Raw genomic sequence first — 19,042 nt, 5'->3', positions numbered from 1 at the left:
CCGTATCGTGGTCTCACACCCCACGCCCCACCCGCGCCCCCAAACCCGCACGTCACAGCCGCTCCACCGCCGCAGCGGCCCGCAGCACACCGCACCTGCACCTGCACCCCTGCCCGAGGAGCCCGCACAGCCATGGCCGAGCACGCCGAGCACCCCGCCTACCCCGTCGGACTGCGCCTGCGCGGGCGCCGCGTAGTCGTCGTCGGCGGCGGCCAGGTCGCGCAGCGCCGCCTCCCCGCACTCATCGCGGCCGGCGCCGACATCATCCTGGTGTCCCCGTCCGCGACTCCCTCCGTCGAGGCGATGGCCGACGCCGGCGAGATCCGCTGGGAGCGCCGCCGCTACCAGGACGGTGACCTCACCGACACCTGGTACGCCCTCATCGCCTCCACCGACGACGCCGCGAACGACGCCGCGTCCGCCGAGGCCGAACGCACCCGTACCTGGTGCGTCCGCAGCGACGACGCCGAAGCCGCCACCGCCTGGACCCCGGCGACCGGCCGCAGCGAGGGCGTCACCGTCGCCGTGCTCACCACCACCTCGCAGGGCCGCGACCCCCGCCACTCCGCCGCGGTCCGTGACGCCATCGTCGAGGGCCTGCGCGACGGCACCCTCGCCGCCCCGCACCACCGCACGCACGCCCCGGGCGTCTCGCTGGTCGGCGGCGGCCCCGGCGACCCCGACCTGATCACGGTCCGGGGCCGCCGCCTCCTCGCCGAGGCCGACGTCGTCATCGCCGACCGCCTCGGCCCCCGCGACCTGCTCGACGAACTCCCGCCGCACGTCGAGGTGATCGACGCCGCCAAGATCCCGTACGGCCGCTTCATGGCGCAGGAGGCGATCAACCAGGCGCTGATCGAGCACGCCAAGGCGGGCAAGGCCGTCGTCCGACTCAAGGGCGGCGACCCGTTCGTCTTCGGCCGCGGCATGGAAGAGGCCCAGGCGCTGGCCGCAGAGGGCATCCCCTGCACCGTCGTACCCGGCATCTCCAGCTCCATCTCGGTCCCGAGCGCCGCCGGAATCCCCGTCACCCACCGCGGCGTCGCCCACGAGTTCACCGTGGTCAGCGGCCACGTGGCCCCCGAGGACCCGCGTTCCCTGGTCGACTGGGCGGCCCTCGCACAACTGCGCGGCACCCTCGTCCTCCTGATGGCCGTCGACAAGATCGGTGCCATCGCCGCCGCGCTCATTGCCCACGGCAAGTCCCCCGACACTCCGGTCGCCCTGGTCCAGGAGGGCACCACGGCAGCCCAGCGCCGCGTCGACGCCACCCTCGCGACCGTCGGCGAACGGGCCGTCGCCGAGGACGTACGCCCGCCGGCCGTGATCGTCATCGGAGACGTCGTGAACGTCGGACCCGGCCCCGTCGCCACCCCCACCGAGTAACCAGCGGTCATGGATCTTCATCCGAGCCGTTGGCACCTCACACCGGACAAGGCAGTATCACCCTGTGGCTGAACTCATCACCGTCGACGACCCCGACGACCCCCGCCTGCGCGACTACACCGGCCTGACCGACGTCGAACTCCGGCGTCGGCGCGAGCCCGCCGAAGGCCTCTTCATCGCCGAGGGCGAGAAGGTCATCAGACGCGCCAAGCACGCCGGGTACGAGATGCGGTCCATGCTGCTCTCCGCCAAGTGGGTCGACGTGATGCGTGACGTCATCGACGAGGTCCCCGCGCCCGTGTACGCGGTCACTCCCGAGCTCGCCGAGCGGGTGACCGGCTACCACGTGCACCGCGGCGCCCTCGCCTCCATGCAGCGCAAACCGCTGCCCACGGCCGACGAACTGCTCCGCACTGCTCGCCGCGTCGTCGTCATGGAATCGGTCAACGACCACACCAACATCGGTGCGATCTTCCGGAGCGCCGCCGCCCTAGGCATGGACGCGGTCCTGCTCTCCCCGGACTGCGCGGACCCGCTCTACCGGCGCTCGGTCAAGGTGTCCATGGGCGCCGTGTTCTCCGTCCCGTACGCCCGCCTCGACACCTGGCCCAAGGCCCTGGACGGCGTACGGGAGGCGGGCTTCAAGCTCCTCGCGCTCACCCCGGACGAGAAGGCGTCGAGCATCGACGACGCCGCGCCCCACCGGCTGGAACGGGTGGCACTGATGCTCGGCGCGGAGGGCGACGGCCTCTCCACCCAGGCACTCATGGCCGCCGACGAATGGGTACGCATCCCCATGGCGCACGGCGTCGACTCACTCAACGTGGGTGCGGCGGCGGCCGTCGCCTTCTACGCGGTTGCGACCGGACGTCCCCAGAGCTGACGGAACGCGGCTTACCGCTGTGCCGGGGGCAGTTCCCCGGCGGCGGCCCGCTCGTGCGTCTGCACCTGTGTCTGCCCGCCACCCAGTCCGCGTGCGGGCCCCTGGCATCCCTGGGCCGCCGCGATACCCAACGCCACCAGCAACGTCACGACGACGAAGACGACCAGCCGCTGCCGCAGCAGCCGGGGATTGGCCGGCCGCCGCCCGGTCGAGGTGGTCCGGGCGCCGGGCCGGGTGCCCGGACGTCCCTGCGCACCGTTCGTCCCCTGCGTACCGTGCGGCCGCTTCCCCGAGCGGGTCGTATTGCGCGCCGCCTGCTGACGCGAACCTCCGGTACGGGGCGGGGCGGACCGGGAGGAGGCGGACCGCTGTCCCTGCGGCCAGGAGGCCGACTCGGCACTGTCGGCCGCCCGCCGCGTCTGCTGCTCGGTGTACGGGCCGTCCATCTGCCCGGTTGGCCGGTCCGTGTCCGGCGCGGACCGCTGCGCGGGAGGCCGGCTGTCGTGCAGCCCCTGCGCCTCGCGTGCCGCGATCTCCTTGAGCCGCATGGACAGTTGCAGCGTGCTCGGCCGCTCCTCGGGGTCCTTCGCCAGGCAGGCGCGGACCAGCGGAGCGAGCGCGTCGTGCACGTCGTACAGCTGCGGCTCCTCGTGCACCACGCGGTACAGCATCACTTCGGAACTGCCGTGCCCGAAAGGCGAATCGGCCATCGCCGCATAGGCCAGCGTGGCTCCCAGCGAGAAGACATCGGTGGCGGGCGTCACCGCCGCGCCCCGTACCTGCTCGGGCGCCAGGAAGCCGGGCGAGCCCACCGCCGTACCGACATGCGTGAGCGTGCTCGCCCCGGTCGCCCAGGCGATACCGAAGTCGATGATCCGGGGGCCCTTGGGGGAGAGGAGGATGTTCGACGGCTTCAGGTCCCGGTGGACGACACCGGCTTCGTGGACCGCCACCAGCCCCTCGGAGAGCGCCGCCCCGATCGAGGCCACCTCGGCGGCCGACAGCGGCCCCTCCTCGGCGACCTTGTCGTGGAGCGAGGGGCCCGGCACGTACTGCGTCGCGAACCACGGACGGTCCGCCTCCAGATCGGCGGCCACCAGACGCGCCGTACACCCGCCGCGAATCCGCCGGGCGGCGGACACCTCGCGCGCGAAACGCGAACGGAATTCCTGGTCCTCGGCGAGATCCGGGCGGATCACCTTGAGCGCCACGCGCTGGCCCCGCCGGTCCGAACCCAGATAGACGACACCCATGCCGCCCGCACCGAGCCGCCGGTGCAGCCTGAACGAGCCGACGAGACGCGGGTCCTCGCGCCGGAGCCGCATCATCGCCATCGTCTGCCCATCCCCGCTGCCTGGTCCGCCTGACGAGGCACAGCTTACGTACCCGTTGCCCGGCACGCTCAGAGGCCGCGCCCTCGCCGGAGAATCGATTGTCAGTGCCTGGTGGGAAACTTGAGGAGTGGTCAGGGAGCGGCAGATCCAGGCGCCCCGGCTCGTGCGAGATCTCAATGGACCGTCGCAGAAGGGGGATTGGATCAATGAAGGGCGATCGCGTGGAGATAGTCGTGGACGCGGGAGACACGACCAGGACGTACGAGGTGGTGGCCTCAAGGGCAGGCCGCCGAGTGGAGACGGCCGTCCGCCGGGGGGTGGTCGAAGTGAGTGAAGTCACGCTCCCCCATAGCCCTAAAGGCATGGGAGGTGCCCCCCTGGATCAGTCGTCCGCACCGCCCGCTTCATGGCGACCAGGGTGCTGGCCCTGGTCGAACAACCGGTTCCCAGGGAGGACGCATCCGAGCATCCCCTCCGGGATGTCCCCAAGGTGTAGCGCCGCATCTCCACCCAGGGGAGTACGCCGACTGCCGACAGCTCATCCTCCGGGAGGCCCGGCAATCGGTACGCGGGCATGACGACCCATGCCCGACGGCTCCCTAATGTTGAGATCAAGCGGCGGGCGCTGTACTCGTCCCCCGAGGTCACACGCCCGCCGCTCCACATCAGGTCAGGAGAGGAATCATGTCGGACACGGCTATGCGGACCATGATCCGTACGCAGGGACGCAAGGCGCACGCCTCGTTCGGCGCCCGTCCGTCCGGTACGCGCCACCCACTGGTGGCGACGGCCATGGTTCTTCCCCTGGCGGCCCTGCTCGTAGTCGTCTTCGGCGGCTGGGACGCAGTGGTCACACAAGCGTCGTCCGTGGGCGTGATGCTGGGGCGCTGAGCGGCGCCCCGGGTCCGGAAGAGCGGTCCGGACCAGGACATCCGGCCAACAACCCCGTGGGGACGGGGGTGCGGCGGACGGCAGCGTTTGTCCGGCCAGCTGGGGAGCTGGCCGGACATCGCGCTGTCCGGGCCCTTCAGAGCCTGTCCGGCCCCGGCACGTACGCTCGGGACCGGGACCGGCGACAGGGCAGGACCCGTCACCACCGGGGGAGTCCATGACCACCACCACGGTCGTACGCGTACTGGGCGACCTCGCGCACGACAGCACCCACCCACGGGCCACGGCCTGCGACTGCGCCCCGGCGCAGGTGCTGGCGGACCGCGCGGACGGCACGGTCGTCCGCAGAGGGAAGATCGTGGCCAAGGCCCACGCCCCGGGCACCGACGGCCCGGCCCTGACATCCCGCCTCGCCCTGGCCGCAACGCCCGCCCTGGCCGGCATCCTCCTCCCGCCGCTCCCGGGACCCCACGCCGACGGCACCACGCCCCCAGAGCCCACGCAGACGCTCCTGGAAGGCCGTCCCGTCACGCTCTGGCCGCACGGCTCACCCGTCGACCCGTCGGACCCCGACGCCGCCCCCTGGGAGGAGGCGGCAGTCCTCCTCGCCCGGCTCCACTCCACACGGCCGCCCCTGCCCCTCCCACCGATGCGAGGCCCCGCCAAGGCCGCCCTCGCCGTCGCCCGGATGTGCGCGGCCCGGCCCGACGACCCTGCCACTCACCCCGTACTGGCCGCCTGGCGCCGACTGCCCGCCTGGGCCCGCGACGAGGCACCCGCGCCGGCGCACCGCGCGGGGTTCCTCTGCCACGGGGATCTGCACCTCGGCCAGTTGGTCCGGCACCCCGCACCGCACGGCCCCTGGCTGCTGATCGACGTCGACGACACGGGCCTCGGTGACGCGGCCTGGGACCTCGCGCGGCCCGCAGCCTGGTACGCGGCCGGACTGTTGCCGCCCGACATCTGGCTGCGCTTTCTCGACGCCTACCGCTCCGCGGGCGGTCCGGCCGTGCGTACCGAGGGGGACCCGTGGCCCGAGCTGGACGTGCCCGCACGGGCGCTCACCGTTCAGACCGCCGCGCTCGCCTTTGCCAAGTCCGCTGCGGAGGGACGCAGTCCGGATGAGGTGGAGCAGCTGATGATCGACGCCTGTGCCCGAATTGCGTCCCTCCCGCCCGAGTTGGCCGTCGAACGCTCGTCGTAGGGTGAACCGACCGCGGCCGGGCATGAATTCCGGCGACGGCTAACCGACGGCGAGGAGCCGACCTGATGATGCAGTGCCCCAAGTGCCATGCACAGATGCACACGTACACCCGCAATGGCGTCCAGATCGAGCAGTGCAGCGGCTGTCGCGGGATATTCCTCGACTACGGCGAGCTGGAGTCCCTGACCCGCCTGGAGTCGCAGTGGACGCAGCAGGCCCCGCCCGCTCCCGCGCCGCCGGCCCCGCAGGCGTACCCCGCCGCCGCCGCGCCCGCTCCCGCGTGGGGCGCCCCGCAGCACCAGGGCGGGCACTACGGCCACCACCGCCAGAAGAGCTTCGGCCGGATGCTCTTCTCCTCCTGAGCCGGGCACATCCGCAGCACGGCCCGGGCGCTCCGCGTCCGGGCCCGCAGCACGTTCTCTCACGAAGCGCTGAAGCCCGGGGAACGCTGAAACCCCCGGTCGTCGAGACGACCGGGGGTTTCGGATGGTGCGCGATACTGGGATTGAACCAGTGACCTCTTCCGTGTCAGGGAAGCGCTCTCCCGCTGAGCTAATCGCGCAGGGTGACCGTGCGTGTACTGCGTGCGCGATACTGGGATTGAACCAGTGACCTCTTCCGTGTCAGGGAAGCGCTCTCCCGCTGAGCTAATCGCGCGGGGATCCTTGCGGACCAGTGGACGATACTGGGATTGAACCAGTGACCTCTTCCGTGTCAGGGAAGCGCTCTCCCGCTGAGCTAATCGTCCTTGGAGGTGGAGACGGGATTTGAACCCGTGTAGACGGCTTTGCAGGCCGTTGCCTCGCCTCTCGGCCACTCCACCAGGAGCGGGGGTTCGGGAAGATCCCCCACTTTCTGCGAGCGGACGACCAGGTTCGAACTGGCGACCTCAACCTTGGCAAGGTTGCGCTCTACCAACTGAGCTACGTCCGCTTGTCATTCCCGGTTGGCTTGCGCGTCCCGGCGACGTGTTGAACTCTAGCGGATTCCCGGGCCAGTACAAAAACGCGTTTGCGCAGCTTGCCGAGGTGCACTCGCCCCGACGCAGGTCACGGCGTGCCGCCCTAGACTCACCAGCGTGTACGACCTCGCTCCCATGGCCCGCTTCGGCGGCCTCGTCGCCTCCGGTCTGCGGGATGTGACCAGTGATCCCGCGGCCCTCGACTCCTCCGGCTTCTGGGCCGTCTGCGCCGATTTCGAAGGCGGTCTCGTCTGCGCCCGCTTCTCCGACGTACGGACCGAGCAGGTGCCCGCGCCCCTGCCCGGGGCCTGGCGCGGACCCGCTGTCGGGGACTGGTTCTCGTCCCTGGACAAGGCCGCCTACATGGCCGGTGTGCGGCGCATCCGTGAACACATCGCGGCAGGTGAGGTGTACCAGGCCAACCTGTGCCGGGTGATGTCCGCGCCCCTGCCCGACGCGGTGGAGAGCGATGTGGACGCCCTCACCGCGCTGCTCGCACGCGGCAACCCCGCTCCGTACGCAGGAACGATCCGGCTGCCCGCGCAGGGCGTCGAGATCGCCACCGCGTCCCCCGAGCTCTTCCTGAAGCGGGACGGCCGGACAGTCGAGTCCGGACCGATCAAGGGCACGGGACGCACCGAGGGCGATCTGCTGGAGAAGGACCACGCGGAGAACGTGATGATCGTCGACCTGGTCCGGAACGACCTCGGACGGGTCTGCGCGACCGGGAGCGTCACCGTGCCCGATCTCTGCGTGGTGGAGAAGCACCCCGGCCTCGTCCACCTCGTCTCCACCGTGCGCGGACAGCTGGCGGACGGCGCGGGGTGGCAGGACCTGCTCGCGGCGACGTTCCCGCCCGGCTCCGTCACCGGGGCACCGAAGTCCAGCGCGCTTCGGATCATCGAGGCCCTGGAGACCTTGCCGCGGGGACCGTACTGCGGAGGGATCGGCTGGGTGGACGCCGACCGCGCCACCGCCGGCCTCGCCGTCGGGATACGGACGTTCTGGATCGACCGCACCGGCGCTGCCCCGGTCCTCCGCTTCGGCACCGGAGCAGGCATCACCTGGGGCTCCGACCCGGAGCGCGAATGGGACGAGACCGAACTGAAGGCCTCGCGGCTGCTCGCTGTAGCGTCGGGCACCTACGAGGAGACCGGAAGGACCGCACCATGATGATTTGGGTCAACGGCGAGCTGCGCGACGCCGATGACGCACGGGTGTCCGTGCTCGACCACGGGCTCACCGTCGGGGACGGTGTCTTCGAGACGGTCAAGACCGTCGAGGGCCGGCCCTTCGCCCTGACCCGGCACCTGGACCGGCTGACCCGTTCGGCCAGGGGCCTCGGCCTCCCGGACCCGGACCACGACGAGATCCGCCGTGCCGCCCGGTCAGTGATCGACGCCATGCCCCTGCCGCTCGGCCGGCTGCGCATCACGTTCACCGGCGGGATCTCACCGCTGGGTTCGGACCGCGGCGACAACGGACCCGGTCTCGTCGTCGCCCTGGGCGAGGTGGGCCGCCGCCCCGACTCCACGGCCGTGATCACCGTGCCCTGGACGCGCAACGAACACAGCGCGGTCGCCGGGCTCAAGACCACCTCGTACGCCGAGAACGTCGTCGCACTCGCCCGTGCCCACGGCCAGGGAGCCTCCGAGGCACTCTTCGCCAATACGGCAGGACAGCTCTGCGAGGGCACCGGCTCCAACGTCTTCGTGGTCCTCGACGGACAGATCCACACTCCGCCGCTCGCCTCGGGCTGCCTCGCCGGGATCACCCGCGCCCTGGCCGTGGAATGGACCGGAGCACTGGAGACCGAGCTGTCGCCGGACGTGCTCGATCGCGCCGAGGAGATCTTCCTGACCTCCACCACGCGCGACATCCAGGCCGTTCACCGAGTCGACGCGCGGGAGCTCCCCGGCGCCCCCGGTCAGGTGACCGCGAAGGCCATGCGCGTCTTCGAGGAGCGCGCGGGGGACGACCTCGACCCGTAAAGCCGTAAAAACGGGTGACGGGCCGCCGTACAGCGGATAGAACACCTCTGATGACCACCACCCTGCGGCCGACCGGGCCGAGCAAGCAAAGCGCCGACGGCGCACGGGAACGCGCCTACGACGTGTGTGACAACGGGCGTCCCGTCGGCGCCGTGGAGATCGCCACCGACCCGGCGTTCGGCGCGACGGCAGGAGTGCTCCGCTCGCTGCGGATCGACGCCTCGCACCGGAGGCGGGGCCGTGGCACCATCGCCGCGCTCGCCGCCGAGGAGGTGCTGAGGGGGTGGGGCTGCGTCCAGGTCCGCCTGGAAACCCCCGCGGACAACGAGGCCTCCCAGCGGCTGGCGGCCGCGCTCGGCTACACGGAGCGCAGCCGGAACATGATCAAGTCGCTGCCGCAGGACCCTCCCGCACTGCCCGGCGGGCTCGCCGCGCGCTCGATGTCCGAGGAGGAGTTCAGGCGGTGGGAGGGCACCGCCATCACCGTCTACGCCCAGGGCTGGATCGACCGCGGCGTCCCTGCCGACCAGGCCATGCAGAAGTCCGAGACCGACCACGCCCGGCTGCTGCCGGACGGCCTGTCCTCGGAGGGCGTGCGCCTGCATGTCCTGATCCACGACGGGGAAGCGGTCGGCCACATCTGGGTGGCACGGTACGAGAAGGCCCCCGGCTCGTGGATCGGCTGGGTCTACGACGTAGAGGTACGCGAGGAGTACCGGGGGCGCGGCTACGGCCGGGCGCTGATGCTGGAGGCCGAAGGCATGGCGCTGGCCGCCGGCGTGGACCGGCTCGGACTGCATGTCTTCGCGGCCAACACACCGGCGCTCCGGCTGTACGAGTCCCTCGGCTACGCGACGACGAACCACAACCTGGCCAAGCCGCTGTAGACGGCCCGGCCGGCACCGCGGTGATCCGGCCGTCAGCCCTGCGCGGCGAGCAGCCGGTCGGCGATCTCCTCGATCCGCTCGCGGAGTCCTTCCTGGCTCTTGCCGCCGTCCAGCCGCTCGTCGCCGATCACATACGTCGGAGTCCCGGTCACACCGATGGCCTTGCCCTCGGCCTGATCGGCGTCGACGATCAGGAGATGCCGGCCGTCGATCAGGGCCGTGTCGAACTCTTCGGCATCCAGGCCGAGTTCGCGTGCCACGTCGAGGAGGACGGACTCACCCGCGCGGGACAGGTCTGCGGTACGGGCGAGCAGGGCCTCGATGTACGGCCAGCTCCTGCCCTGTACGTACGCCTCCTCGGAGGCCTGCGCGGCGGCGTAGGCGTGCTTGTTCTTCTCCAGCGGGAAGTGCCGCAGTCGTACGTCGAGCCGGTCGCCGTAGCGGGCGCGCAGGGCGTGTACATCGGTGAGGGCCTGGTGGCAGTCGGGACACTGGAGGTCGCACCAGATGTCGAGGACGACCGGGGCCGCGGGTGTGGATTCGCTCATGAAATCAGTCTTTCAGGCCGGGAGGGAGCTTCCCAATCGGGACCTGGGGAGGAGCGCGGCCCTGAAATGTCCCTGATGTGGCCGTAGGCCGTGGCCCCGGCGCGGGCGGCGGTGCAGGATGGAAGGGACGTTTCCCCATGCCTTGGAGGCCCCGATGCTTGCCGAGACCATTTGTTCCGCGGCGTCGGCGGCGGGCCTGGGCATCGCCGCGGTCACCGCGTACCGCAAGCGATTCCTCGCGGCCACCCGGATCGCCGCCTACTCGCTCGTACCGATCGGCCTGGTGATGACCGGCGTCGTCGAGTGGGTGTCCGGTATCGCCTTCAAGCCGAGCGTCTGGCTCGGCTTCGGGGTGCTCGGTCTTGCCTGGCTGCTCTTCATGACCGCGCGAGCGGTGGAGCGCCGACGCGGCACCACCCGTGAGGAACGCAAGGCGGCCCGTGCGGCACAGAACGAGGCGATCGCGCCCGCCGGGGCGGCGCCCCCGCTGACGTCGGGCATTCCGGCGGAGCGCCCCCGGTCGAAGCCGAAGAAGGAGAAGGCGGCGGCACCCGGCGACGACTTCAGTGACATCGAGGCCATCCTGAAGAAGCACGGGCTCTGAGCGTCGGGCCCGTGCCCGGAATCACGACCGGAATCGTGACCAGGTCGTGAATCGATTCATGACGCCTTGACGCCCTGCATCGATGGGGTTACCGTCCCGATCGAATTGAAACAATTCATTCGGTGCCGTCAGTCGGCCGGCAGCCGTCCCGTACGTCGAAGCGCGTCGACGCGCGAGGGCGCGTACGGGTGCTGGTTGGGACACCGGATATGGGTGAGGATGACGGAATACCCGGTATCACCGTCCGTACGATGGGGGAGTCCCCGCGCCCGTGCGCGGCGGCCAGGAGCGTCAGTGGGGCAGGGCAAGTGGGGCGTGTGGCAGGGATCAAGGACGTGGCCCGGCAGGCCGGAGTCTCGGTGGGTACGGTCTCCAATGTGATCAACCGGCCCGAGGCGGTGCTGCCGGACACCCGTGCCCGGGTGCTGGCCGCCATCGAGGACCTCGGGTACGTACGCAGCGAGTCGGCCCGGCAGCTCAGGGCCGGCCGGAGCCGGATCATGGCGCTGCTCGTCCTCGACATGGGCAACCCGTTCTTCGTGGACGTGGCCCGCGGTGCCGAGCGGGCCGCACGACAGGCCGGACTCGGGGTCATGGTGTGCAACAGCGACCAGAGCCCCACCGAGGAGGCCGACTACCTCGGACTCTTCGCCGAGCAGCGGGTCTGCGGAGTGCTGGTCACGCCGGCCGACGCCACGGGCCGCAATCTGGAGGCGTTCAGCCGCCACCGGATTCCGTTCGTGCTGGTGGACCGCGTGTCCTTCGGCGGGGAGTCCTGCGCCGTCTCCGTCGACGACGTCCGCGGCGGCACACTCGCCGTCGGGCACCTCGTCTCGGCCGGCCATCGCTCCGTCGCCTATGTGAGCGGCACCGGCGACCTCCACCAGATACGGGACCGCCGCGAGGGCGCGCTGGCCGCGCTCGCCGAGGCCGGACTCCCGCCGGAGGCCCTCGTCGAGATCCCGTCCGACCGCCTCGACGTCGCCGCGGGCCGCGACGCGGGAGCCAGGCTGCTCGGCCTCGTGCCCCGGCCGACCGCAGTCTTCTGCGCCAACGACCTCCTTGCCCTGGGCGTCCTGCAGTCGCTGTACGCGGCCGGGGTGCGCGTCCCGCAGGACGTGGCCATCGTCGGCTACGACGACATCGAGTTCGCTGCCGCCGCGGCCGTACCGCTCACATCGGTGCGTCAGCCCGCCGTGGTGATGGGACGGATGGCGGCGGAACTCCTGCTGGAGGAGGCGGACGACGACGGCAGCCACGAACACCGCAGCGTGGTGCTCCAGCCGGAACTCGTCGTGCGCGCCTCCAGCGCCGCCCCGCGCTGACCCGTCTGTCGGACCCCCTCCCCCGTCCCCACCTTCCTTTCGCCCGGGAGCCGCTCCCGGGCGTGGTCCATTACCGGGGTTACGGCGGTGGCCGCGGCCTGCCCCACGAGCATCTGACCTGGCCCGCGGGCGGCTGGGCGGTCCTCGTGGTCGATACGCGGGACCAGGGAGCCGTCACCGGCCGTACCCCGGGTGCCACCGCCGACCCGCAGTCGCCCGGCTTTATGAGCAGGGGCATTCTCGGCCCCGACGACTCCTACTGCCGGCGGGTGTTCACCGATGCCGTACAGGCCGTCGAGGCCGCCCGTACGCATCTGTCCGTCGACCCGGCGCGCATCGGTGTGGACGTCCCTTTCCTCAGTCACTTCAGGCGGGCCGTCGAGATCACCGACCAGGACTCCTACGGGAGATCGTCCGCTTCCTCTCCACCCAGCACGGCACGGCACGGCACGGCCGAGCCTTCCGCACGCTCTCGTACTTCGACGGCATGAGCTTCGCGGCCCGTGCCACCGCCCGCGCGCTGTACTCGCTGGCGCTGATGGGCACGATCTGCCCGCCGTCCACGGTCTTCGCCGCTTACGACCACTGGGCGGAAGGAGATCCAGGTCTACCGTTCCTGTGCAGTGAGCAGGGGGTGAGCCAGTCTCACTGGGCACGCCCCGAACGGTCTTGTGCGCGCTGGTCCTCCGCTTTCGCGTCCTGGGCGGCGACGCATATCCCGTATGCGCTCCGTCCCAGGTGGGCGGAATTCCTACGACCTGGCCATGTGGGTGTGACCAAAGGCGACGGGGAGGCCCCGAACCATCTCGCTGGTGGAACGGGGGACCCGACCGCTGACACCACGCCCGGCGTCCCAAGTCGCATAGAGCACGCTACACATGCACCACCGGGCATACCCCCGGATCGTCACACTGTTCACCCAATCATGCGCATATGTGCCAAAATGATGTGCACGCGCAGCAGTTATGCACCCCTGGTACAAGCACGAGGGCGGTTCATCGGCCCAAGTGGCCGTCCAGCTACGCACGTTGCGGGAACTCGCCTGAGCCGGCGGGGGAGCGGCGGCAAAAGCCGACGTTCCGAATGTGTGAGGGTGGATCGGACGCCGGAGCGATTTTTCTCGGCCACGGAAGGGGAGAACTCTCTTCCGGGAAAAGCGTGTTGATCGCGGACGAGGGGTCAACTACGTCATGATCAACCCGAGATGGTGGACACATCCCGGGGCGAAGCCCCCGCACCCCCTGCCGAAGAGTCGCGTGGCTGCCTCTTCGCGCTTTCCCAGCCGCCCCTGATGATCTTCCTCACGGTGATCGGCGGCCTGTTGCTGATGGCCGCGCTGCACGATCTCTTCCTGCTGTGAGCTGCCGGGTGACACCCCGGCCGGCCCCGCCGCCGGGGTCGGCCGCACCGAGGCGGGCGCCCCCGCGCACGGTGCTCCGGTGCGGTGAACGTCAGAGGGACGCTTCCTTGCGCCGGGCCCGGTACGCGGCGACATGGAGCCGGTTACCGCAGGTGCGGCTGGAGCAGTAGCGGCGGGAGCGGTTGCGGGACAGATCGACGAAGGCGCGCCGACAATCCGGTGCCTCGCAGCGCCGCAGCCGCTCCTGCTCGCCCGCCACGACGATGTACGCCAGGGCCATGCCGCAGTCGGCCCCGAGGTGGTCGGCGATCGAGGCGTCCGGGGCGAAGTAGTGGACATGCCAGTCGTAGCCGTCGTGGTCGCTGAGCTGCGGGGTGGTCCCCGCGGCGGCCACCAGCCGGTTGACGAGATCGGCCGCGGTACGGGCGTCGGGCGCCGCGAAGATCTCCGCGAACCGGTCGCGTACGTCCTGTACGGCCCGCAGATCCTTCTCGGCGAGCTCGTCGACGCCGCTGATGAGATGCCGCTCCGCGAAGTCGTACAGCGCCTCGACGTCGGCGAGTCCGTCGGTCTGCTCGCTCGCGGGCAGCTCGGACTCCGGTGCGGTGTTCACCAGGTCGACCACCGTGTCGAGGGCGATCCGGGTGTCGTGTGGGATCAGCACGCTTCGCTCCCTGGAATCCGGCGGGCGGGCGCCCGCCGATGGCGGCTGACTCTACTGGCTCGCGAAGGGCTCATCCGGCCCGGAGCAGGCCCGGGGGCCCGGGGCGGCCAAAGTTGATCGCCCGGGTGGTCCGGCGGCCCGTGGTGGCCCCGCGGGCGGCTCCATAGGCCGCTTCCTGGGCGGACGCGGGGCAGGGGGTAGTGGTCGCAAGGGTGCGGGACGGTGGTGACGGCGGCGTCCGCACCGGGCGGGAGCGGCCGGAAACGAGCACCGGCGCCGTCGCCGCGGTGGATTCCGCGGTGACGGCGCCGGTATGTGTCCGCGTGACGCCGTCGCCCCGAGTTCGGACGGCGCCCTGCAGCTCTCGGCCTGGCTCAGCTCTCGGCCAGGATGTGTGAGAGCTCCGTATCGAGGTCGAAGTGACGATGCTCGGTGCCTGGCGGAACCGCGGCGTCGGTCCTCTTCAGGAACGACTCCAGGGCCCTTGCCGGGGCCTCGAGCAGGGCTTCGCCCTCTGGGGAGCTCAGTGCGATACAGACGACGCCCTGGCCGTGACTACGTGATGGCCAGACGCGGACGTCTCCGGTGCCGGTGGGCCTGTGCAGCCCCTCGGCAAGGAGGTCGCGGGCGAATACCCATTCGACCGTTTCCTCCGCTCCGGTGTGGAAGGTGGCGTGCACGGCATAGGGATCGGCCGTGTCATACCGCAGGCCCGCAGGTACAGGCAGTGAGGACTCGCTCGACACAACGAGGCGCAGGTGCAGCTCGCAGCTGACCGTGGTGTTCATAAGCGCCAGGGCCTTTCGCTCAGTGTGCGCTCGGGGATTCGCACGTCGGCGAAATCGACATGCCACCTACGGTGGCGTTGTAAACCCCTCTGACCCATTTGTGGCTCTTCGGGTCCCTCGTGCGGCGGTGTGTAACTTTGAGTTATGCGGCCATTCCGGTGACGAAGTCCGTTCAGGTAGGTTGGTGACCATGAATGCGGAGAGTGACGAGCGGAGCGGGGCCGCCGCACAGGCCCCCGAGTCCGCCACGGGGGGCGCGGTGAGGGTCGAGCGGGAGCTGGGATCGCGGGCGCCTGCCTTCATCAAGGCGTCGAGAGCCCTGCACGTGAGCTGGCAGGTCGGCGTCTTCGTCGTCGGTCTCGCCGTAGTGGCGGCGGGTGTCGTCATGCTGCCGCTGCCGGGCCCCGGGTGGCTCGTCATCTTCGGCGGCATGGCGATCTGGGCGACCGAGTTCGTCTGGGCGCAGCTGGTGCTGCGCTGGACCAGGCGCAAGGTCACGGAGGCCGCGCAGAAGGCGCTCGATCCCAAGGTGCGACGGCGCAACATCATCCTCACCACGATCGGGCTCGTGATCATCGCGGTGCTGGTCGCGGTCTATGTCTGGAAGTTCGGAATCACGATGCCGTGGAAGATCAGCGAGTGAACCGGGGCCTCCAGGGGTGGTCCTGGAGCGCCGCTGACATGGGGTAATGTTTGCGGTGCGCCCGGGCGATTAGCTCAGTGGGAGAGCGCTTCGTTCACACCGAAGAGGTCACTGGTTCGAACCCAGTATCGCCCACCCGGACAGAGGGCCCGTCAGACTGAAAAGTCTCACGGGCCCTCTGGCGTTTTCCGGGCCGGCGCAGCCGCGCGGCCCCTGTTCGCGGTGACGCCCGTGCATGTCTTCGTGTGGTGGCTTCCGGGGGTGTGCCGACCGCTCCCACCTGCGTTGTTGCGCCCCGCTTACCGCGGTGTTTCGTCGAAGCGCTTCAAGCGATTCCGTCCCAACCGTTGACGTTGCGGCATCGGGTCCTTAGCTTGTCCCAGCAAGCGCTTTCTTAAACGATTCAATCGACCGTGGCAGCGGGTGCAGTCTGCCCGGAAGGGGTGTGTCATGAGGTCTTGGCGGAGTGCCCAGGGGCTGCGTGCGGCTGGTGTGTCCATAGCGGTTCTGGGGCTGTTGGCTTCGGGTTGCGGCGGCGACGGCGGGGGAGCGGGAGCCGACGGCAAGGTCGAGATCCGCTACTCCTGGTGGGGCGGACAGGAGCGGGCCGAGATGATCAACAAGACGATCGCGCTGTTCGAGAAGAAGCACCCGGACATCGACGTCAAGACCGACTTCCAGGACTACGAGGCCTTCTGGAAGAAGTTCAACACCCAGGCGTCGGCGGGCAACGCCCCCGATGTGTTCCAGAATTCCGTGGCCTTCCTGCGCAAGTACGACGACAAGCGCGTACTGCTCGACCTGAATGCCCAGGTCAAGGCGGGCAACCTCAGCATGGAGAACTTCCGTGCCGGCCTGGAGAAGGCCGGTGACGTCAAGGGCAAGCTCCTCGGCGTACCCGTCGGCGGCAACACCTTCGCGCTGGTCTACAACCCCGCCGAGTACAAGAAGGTGGGCGTGACACCCGCGGAGGGCTGGACCTGGGACGAGTACAACGCCGCCATCAAGAAGATCAGCGAGGGCGACAAGCTCGCGGGCGACAGCGGCCACGGCGGCATCATGTACCTCTACGACCTGGTGCTCCGTCAGCAGAACAAGGCGTTCTTCACCGAGGACGGGCTCGGCTTCACCGAGGCCGACCTCAAGGACTGGTGGACCAAGAGCTACGACGGGACCAAGGACGGGTTGTTCACCGACCCCAAGAAGGCCGAACAGGCCAGGCCCACGTCGGCACTCTCCAAGGACCTCTCCGCGGGCGAGTTCACCTGGGACAACTTCCTGGTCCGGTACACCTCGGAGACCAAGGTCCCGCTCGAACTCGCCCCGATCCCCACGACGGACGGCAAGCGCACCGGGCAGTACATCTCCTCACTGATGCTCAGCGGCTCCGCCCGTACGAAGCACCCCAAGGAAGTCGCCCAGTTCATCGACTTCATGGTCCACGACCCCGAGGTCGGCAAGGTCATGGGCTACGACCGGGGTGTCCTCGCCACGAATGAGCAGTTCGAGGCGTACGAGCCGGTCGGCGTCTCGGCGCAGATCGCCGAGTACGAGAAGAAGGTCGCCGACAACGTCGAGCCGATCACTCCGCACCCGGCGGGCGCCGACATCGCCGAGGCCGCGTTCCTGCGCATCGCCACCGACGTCGTCATGGGCACGACGTCCGTCGACGACGGCGTGAAGCAGTTCTTCTCCGAGGCGAAGACGGCACTCGGCTCCTGATGGGAACGGCGATGACTGATCTCCAGGCCCCCGCGCCCCCCGTGCGCGAAGAGAGCCCCGAGCAGCCCACGAAATCCGGACGACGGCCCGCCGCTGCAAGGCGGCGGGCCCGCGGGGAGACCCTCGCCGGCTATCTGTTCATGTCTCCGTGGATCGCCGGCTTCCTCCTCCTCACCGCCGGCCCCATGCTCGCCTCGCTCTATCTGGCCTTCACCGACTACAACCTGTTCGACACCCCGCAGTGGGTGGGGCTGAACAACTTCACCGAGATGTTCGGCGACGCCCGCTGGCAGAAGTCCGTCGAGGTCACCACCTCGTACGTGGTCGTCGGCACCCCGCTGAAACTGGCTGCAGCCCTGGGCGTGGCCCTGCTGCTCACCAAGAACCGGCGCGGGCAGGGCTTCTACCGCGCCGCGTTCTACGCACCGTCCCTCGTCGGCGCGAGCGTCTCCGTCGCCATCGTGTGGCGCGCACTCTTCTCCGACGACGCGGTCGTCGACCGTACCCAGAAGATCTTCGGTGTCGACGTCGGCGGCTGGATCGGCGATCCGGACATGGTGATCTACGCCCTGGTCGCGCTCACCGTCTGGCAGTTCGGCGCCCCCATGGTGATCTTCCTGGCCGGACTCAAGCAGGTGCCGCGCGAGCTGTACGAGGCGGCGGAAGTGGACGGGGCGGGGGCCTGGCGGCGATTCCGGTCCATCACCCTGCCGATGATCTCGCCGGTGCTCTTCTTCAACCTGCTCCTGGAGACCATCCACTCCTTCCAGATCTTCGCCTCCGCCTACGTCGTCACCAACAGCAAGTGCGGTCCGGCCGACGCCGGACTCGTCTACACCTGCTACCTGTACGAACAGGGCTGGACGAACCTCCGGATGGGTTACGCCTCCGCGATGGCGTGGATGCTGCTGATCACCGTCGGCCTGGTCACGGCCGTGCTGTTCTGGTCCCAGCGTCGCTGGGTGCACTACGAGGAGGACGCCCGATGAGCGCGCTCATCCACCCGGGGCGGCGGCGCGGAATGCGGTCGGCCCTCTGGCACATCGGGGCGCTCGCCGTGCTCATGGTGGTTCTGTTTCCGCTGTTCTGGGTGATCGGGGGCTCTCTGAAGCCCAACGAGGACATCGTCGGCGGACTGGAACTCTTCCCCACCGACCCGGTGTTCACCCACTACGAACGCCTCGCCGACGGCATCGCCGACATCCCGATCTCGACGTTCTTCGTCAACTCGCTGGTACTGGCCTTCGGTTCGGTCATCGGCGTACTGATCTCGTGCTCGCTGGCGGCCTACGCCTTCGCGCGGATCTCCTTCCGCGGGCGCAACGTGGTCTTCTCGCTGATGATCGGCACGCTGCTGCTGCCGTACCACGTACTGATCATTCCGCAGTACGTGCTGTTCCAGAAGATGGAACTCATCAACACCTATGTGCCGTTGCTGCTCGGCAAGTACCTGGCGACGGACGCCTTCTTCGTCTTCCTGATGATGCAGTTCATGCGGAATCTGCCCCGGGAACTCGACGAGGCCGCACGGCTCGACGGCTGCGGGCACCCCCGGATCTACTGGCACATCATGCTGCCGCTCTGCCGGCCCGCCCTGATCACCAGCGCGATCTTCACCTTCATCTGGTCCTGGAACGACTTCCTCGGCCCCCTCCTCTACCTCAACGAACCCGAGAAGTACCCCGTCTCCATGGGCCTGAAGATGTTCATCGACCAGGACAGCGCGGCCGACTACGGCGGAATGATCGCCATGTCCCTCCTCGCACTCCTGCCGGTACTGGCCTTCTTCCTCGCCTTCCAGCGCTACCTCGTCGAGGGCGCGGCCACCTCCGGGTTGAAGGGCTGAGGAAC

At 69.8% G+C, this 19,042-nt stretch carries 19 protein-coding genes, 6 tRNA genes and 2 pseudogenes; 18 read left to right on the top strand and 9 right to left on the bottom strand.

The annotated features are described in order from the left end of the window. Positions 1–132: 132 nt before the first annotated feature. Complete coding sequence (gene cobA / locus ACFT7S_RS08795) at positions 133–1,386, top strand: uroporphyrinogen-III C-methyltransferase (protein WP_382728888.1); 1,254 nt, start codon at positions 133–135, stop codon at positions 1,384–1,386. A gap of 64 nt (positions 1,387–1,450) precedes the next feature. Next, a complete protein-coding gene (locus ACFT7S_RS08790; RefSeq protein ID WP_382728885.1) occupies positions 1,451–2,269 on the top strand; it encodes a TrmH family RNA methyltransferase in 819 nt (272 codons plus the stop codon). A gap of 11 nt (positions 2,270–2,280) precedes the next feature. Here ACFT7S_RS08790 and ACFT7S_RS08785 read toward each other — a convergent pair whose 3' ends face one another. Next, the gene (locus tag ACFT7S_RS08785; protein WP_382728882.1) at positions 2,281–3,603 is read right to left on the bottom strand and encodes a protein kinase; all 1,323 of its coding nucleotides are present in this window, start codon (positions 3,601–3,603) and stop codon (positions 2,281–2,283) included. A 206-nt stretch (positions 3,604–3,809) separates the two neighbouring features. Here ACFT7S_RS08785 and ACFT7S_RS08780 point away from each other — a divergent pair. From ACFT7S_RS08780 to ACFT7S_RS08765, 4 genes and pseudogenes are all read left to right on the top strand, one after another. Beyond that, positions 3,810–4,099, top strand: a pseudogene (locus tag ACFT7S_RS08780) (hypothetical protein). A 188-nt stretch (positions 4,100–4,287) separates the two neighbouring features. Then, complete coding sequence (locus tag ACFT7S_RS08775; RefSeq protein ID WP_382728879.1) at positions 4,288–4,494, top strand: hypothetical protein; 207 nt, start codon at positions 4,288–4,290, stop codon at positions 4,492–4,494. A 217-nt stretch (positions 4,495–4,711) separates the two neighbouring features. Further along, positions 4,712–5,698 (top strand): phosphotransferase family protein, encoded by a 987-nt coding sequence (locus tag ACFT7S_RS08770; RefSeq protein ID WP_382728876.1) that lies wholly within the window; start codon positions 4,712–4,714, stop codon positions 5,696–5,698. A 65-nt stretch (positions 5,699–5,763) separates the two neighbouring features. Then, a complete protein-coding gene (locus tag ACFT7S_RS08765; RefSeq protein ID WP_382728873.1) occupies positions 5,764–6,060 on the top strand; it encodes a zf-TFIIB domain-containing protein in 297 nt (98 codons plus the stop codon). A 125-nt stretch (positions 6,061–6,185) separates the two neighbouring features. Here the strand turns inward: ACFT7S_RS08765 and ACFT7S_RS08760 are convergent. The 5 genes from ACFT7S_RS08760 to ACFT7S_RS08740 all read right to left on the bottom strand — a co-directional run bounded on the left by ACFT7S_RS08760 (position 6,186) and on the right by ACFT7S_RS08740 (position 6,631). Continuing rightward, positions 6,186–6,260: transfer RNA gene (locus ACFT7S_RS08760), tRNA-Val, on the bottom strand. 23 nt (positions 6,261–6,283) lie between these two features. Further along, positions 6,284–6,355, bottom strand: a tRNA-Val gene (locus ACFT7S_RS08755). Positions 6,356–6,374: 19 nt separating this feature from the next. Further along, positions 6,375–6,446 (bottom strand) — tRNA-Val (locus ACFT7S_RS08750). A 1-nt stretch (position 6,447) separates the two neighbouring features. After that, positions 6,448–6,521, bottom strand: a tRNA-Cys gene (locus ACFT7S_RS08745). Between the two features lie 37 nt (positions 6,522–6,558). Continuing rightward, positions 6,559–6,631: transfer RNA gene (locus ACFT7S_RS08740), tRNA-Gly, on the bottom strand. A 163-nt stretch (positions 6,632–6,794) separates the two neighbouring features. Here ACFT7S_RS08740 and ACFT7S_RS08735 point away from each other — a divergent pair. From ACFT7S_RS08735 to ACFT7S_RS08725, 3 genes are read left to right on the top strand one after another with little or no spacing between them, the layout of a single operon-like run. After that, the gene (locus ACFT7S_RS08735; RefSeq protein ID WP_382729220.1) at positions 6,795–7,832 is read left to right on the top strand and encodes a chorismate-binding protein; all 1,038 of its coding nucleotides are present in this window, start codon (positions 6,795–6,797) and stop codon (positions 7,830–7,832) included. Continuing rightward, complete coding sequence (locus tag ACFT7S_RS08730; RefSeq protein ID WP_382728870.1) at positions 7,829–8,650, top strand: aminotransferase class IV; 822 nt, start codon at positions 7,829–7,831, stop codon at positions 8,648–8,650. The genes ACFT7S_RS08735 and ACFT7S_RS08730 overlap by 4 nt, the downstream gene beginning before the upstream one ends. Before the next feature lie 50 nt (positions 8,651–8,700). Beyond that, entirely contained in the window at positions 8,701–9,537 is an 837-nt protein-coding gene (locus ACFT7S_RS08725; protein ID WP_382728867.1) for a GNAT family N-acetyltransferase, read from the top strand. Positions 9,538–9,569: 32 nt separating this feature from the next. Here ACFT7S_RS08725 and ACFT7S_RS08720 read toward each other — a convergent pair whose 3' ends face one another. Continuing rightward, on the bottom strand, positions 9,570–10,085 hold the full coding sequence (locus ACFT7S_RS08720; protein WP_382728864.1) for a DsbA family protein: 516 nt from the start codon (positions 10,083–10,085) through the stop codon (positions 9,570–9,572). Positions 10,086–10,239: 154 nt separating this feature from the next. Between ACFT7S_RS08720 and ACFT7S_RS08715 the strand changes: the two genes are divergently transcribed. From ACFT7S_RS08715 to ACFT7S_RS08700, 4 genes and pseudogenes are all read left to right on the top strand, one after another. Continuing rightward, positions 10,240–10,689 (top strand): hypothetical protein, encoded by a 450-nt coding sequence (locus ACFT7S_RS08715; protein ID WP_382728862.1) that lies wholly within the window; start codon positions 10,240–10,242, stop codon positions 10,687–10,689. Positions 10,690–11,006: 317 nt separating this feature from the next. Then, complete coding sequence (locus ACFT7S_RS08710) at positions 11,007–12,014, top strand: LacI family DNA-binding transcriptional regulator (protein ID WP_382728859.1); 1,008 nt, start codon at positions 11,007–11,009, stop codon at positions 12,012–12,014. Between the two features lie 41 nt (positions 12,015–12,055). After that, positions 12,056–12,606, top strand: a pseudogene (locus tag ACFT7S_RS08705) (acetylxylan esterase); the annotation flags it as partial. Between the two features lie 612 nt (positions 12,607–13,218). After that, complete coding sequence (locus tag ACFT7S_RS08700; RefSeq protein ID WP_382728856.1) at positions 13,219–13,374, top strand: hypothetical protein; 156 nt, start codon at positions 13,219–13,221, stop codon at positions 13,372–13,374. A gap of 91 nt (positions 13,375–13,465) precedes the next feature. Here the strand turns inward: ACFT7S_RS08700 and ACFT7S_RS08695 are convergent, their stop codons facing one another. Both ACFT7S_RS08695 and ACFT7S_RS08690 read right to left on the bottom strand, forming a co-directional pair. After that, positions 13,466–14,038, bottom strand: a complete 573-nt coding sequence (locus tag ACFT7S_RS08695; RefSeq protein WP_382728853.1) for a CGNR zinc finger domain-containing protein — start codon at positions 14,036–14,038, stop codon at positions 13,466–13,468. Between the two features lie 374 nt (positions 14,039–14,412). After that, the gene (locus ACFT7S_RS08690) at positions 14,413–14,826 is read right to left on the bottom strand and encodes an SsgA family sporulation/cell division regulator (RefSeq protein WP_003959770.1); all 414 of its coding nucleotides are present in this window, start codon (positions 14,824–14,826) and stop codon (positions 14,413–14,415) included. 190 nt (positions 14,827–15,016) lie between these two features. Here ACFT7S_RS08690 and ACFT7S_RS08685 point away from each other — a divergent pair, with 190 nt between their 5' ends. The 5 genes from ACFT7S_RS08685 (at position 15,017) to ACFT7S_RS08665 (ending at position 19,037) form a co-directional block, all read left to right on the top strand. Further along, positions 15,017–15,469, top strand: coding sequence for a TIGR02611 family protein (locus tag ACFT7S_RS08685; RefSeq protein ID WP_382728850.1), 453 nt, complete (start codon positions 15,017–15,019; stop codon positions 15,467–15,469). Between the two features lie 63 nt (positions 15,470–15,532). Continuing rightward, positions 15,533–15,604 (top strand) — tRNA-Val (locus ACFT7S_RS08680). Between the two features lie 315 nt (positions 15,605–15,919). After that, positions 15,920–17,191 (top strand): ABC transporter substrate-binding protein, encoded by a 1,272-nt coding sequence (locus ACFT7S_RS08675; protein ID WP_382728847.1) that lies wholly within the window; start codon positions 15,920–15,922, stop codon positions 17,189–17,191. Next, complete coding sequence (locus tag ACFT7S_RS08670; protein ID WP_382728844.1) at positions 17,191–18,180, top strand: carbohydrate ABC transporter permease; 990 nt, start codon at positions 17,191–17,193, stop codon at positions 18,178–18,180. The genes ACFT7S_RS08675 and ACFT7S_RS08670 overlap by 1 nt, the downstream gene beginning before the upstream one ends. Continuing rightward, a complete protein-coding gene (locus ACFT7S_RS08665; RefSeq protein WP_382728842.1) occupies positions 18,177–19,037 on the top strand; it encodes a carbohydrate ABC transporter permease in 861 nt (286 codons plus the stop codon). Before ACFT7S_RS08670 ends, ACFT7S_RS08665 begins: the two co-directional genes overlap by 4 nt. Positions 19,038–19,042 lie beyond the last annotated feature (5 nt).

It is taken from the genome of Streptomyces sp. NPDC057136 (assembly GCF_042670885.1).
Taxonomy (GTDB): Bacteria; Actinomycetota; Actinomycetes; order Streptomycetales; family Streptomycetaceae; genus Streptomyces.
The sequence above is the reverse complement of the archived record's forward strand: the minus strand, read 5'-3'. Positions and strand labels throughout refer to the sequence as shown.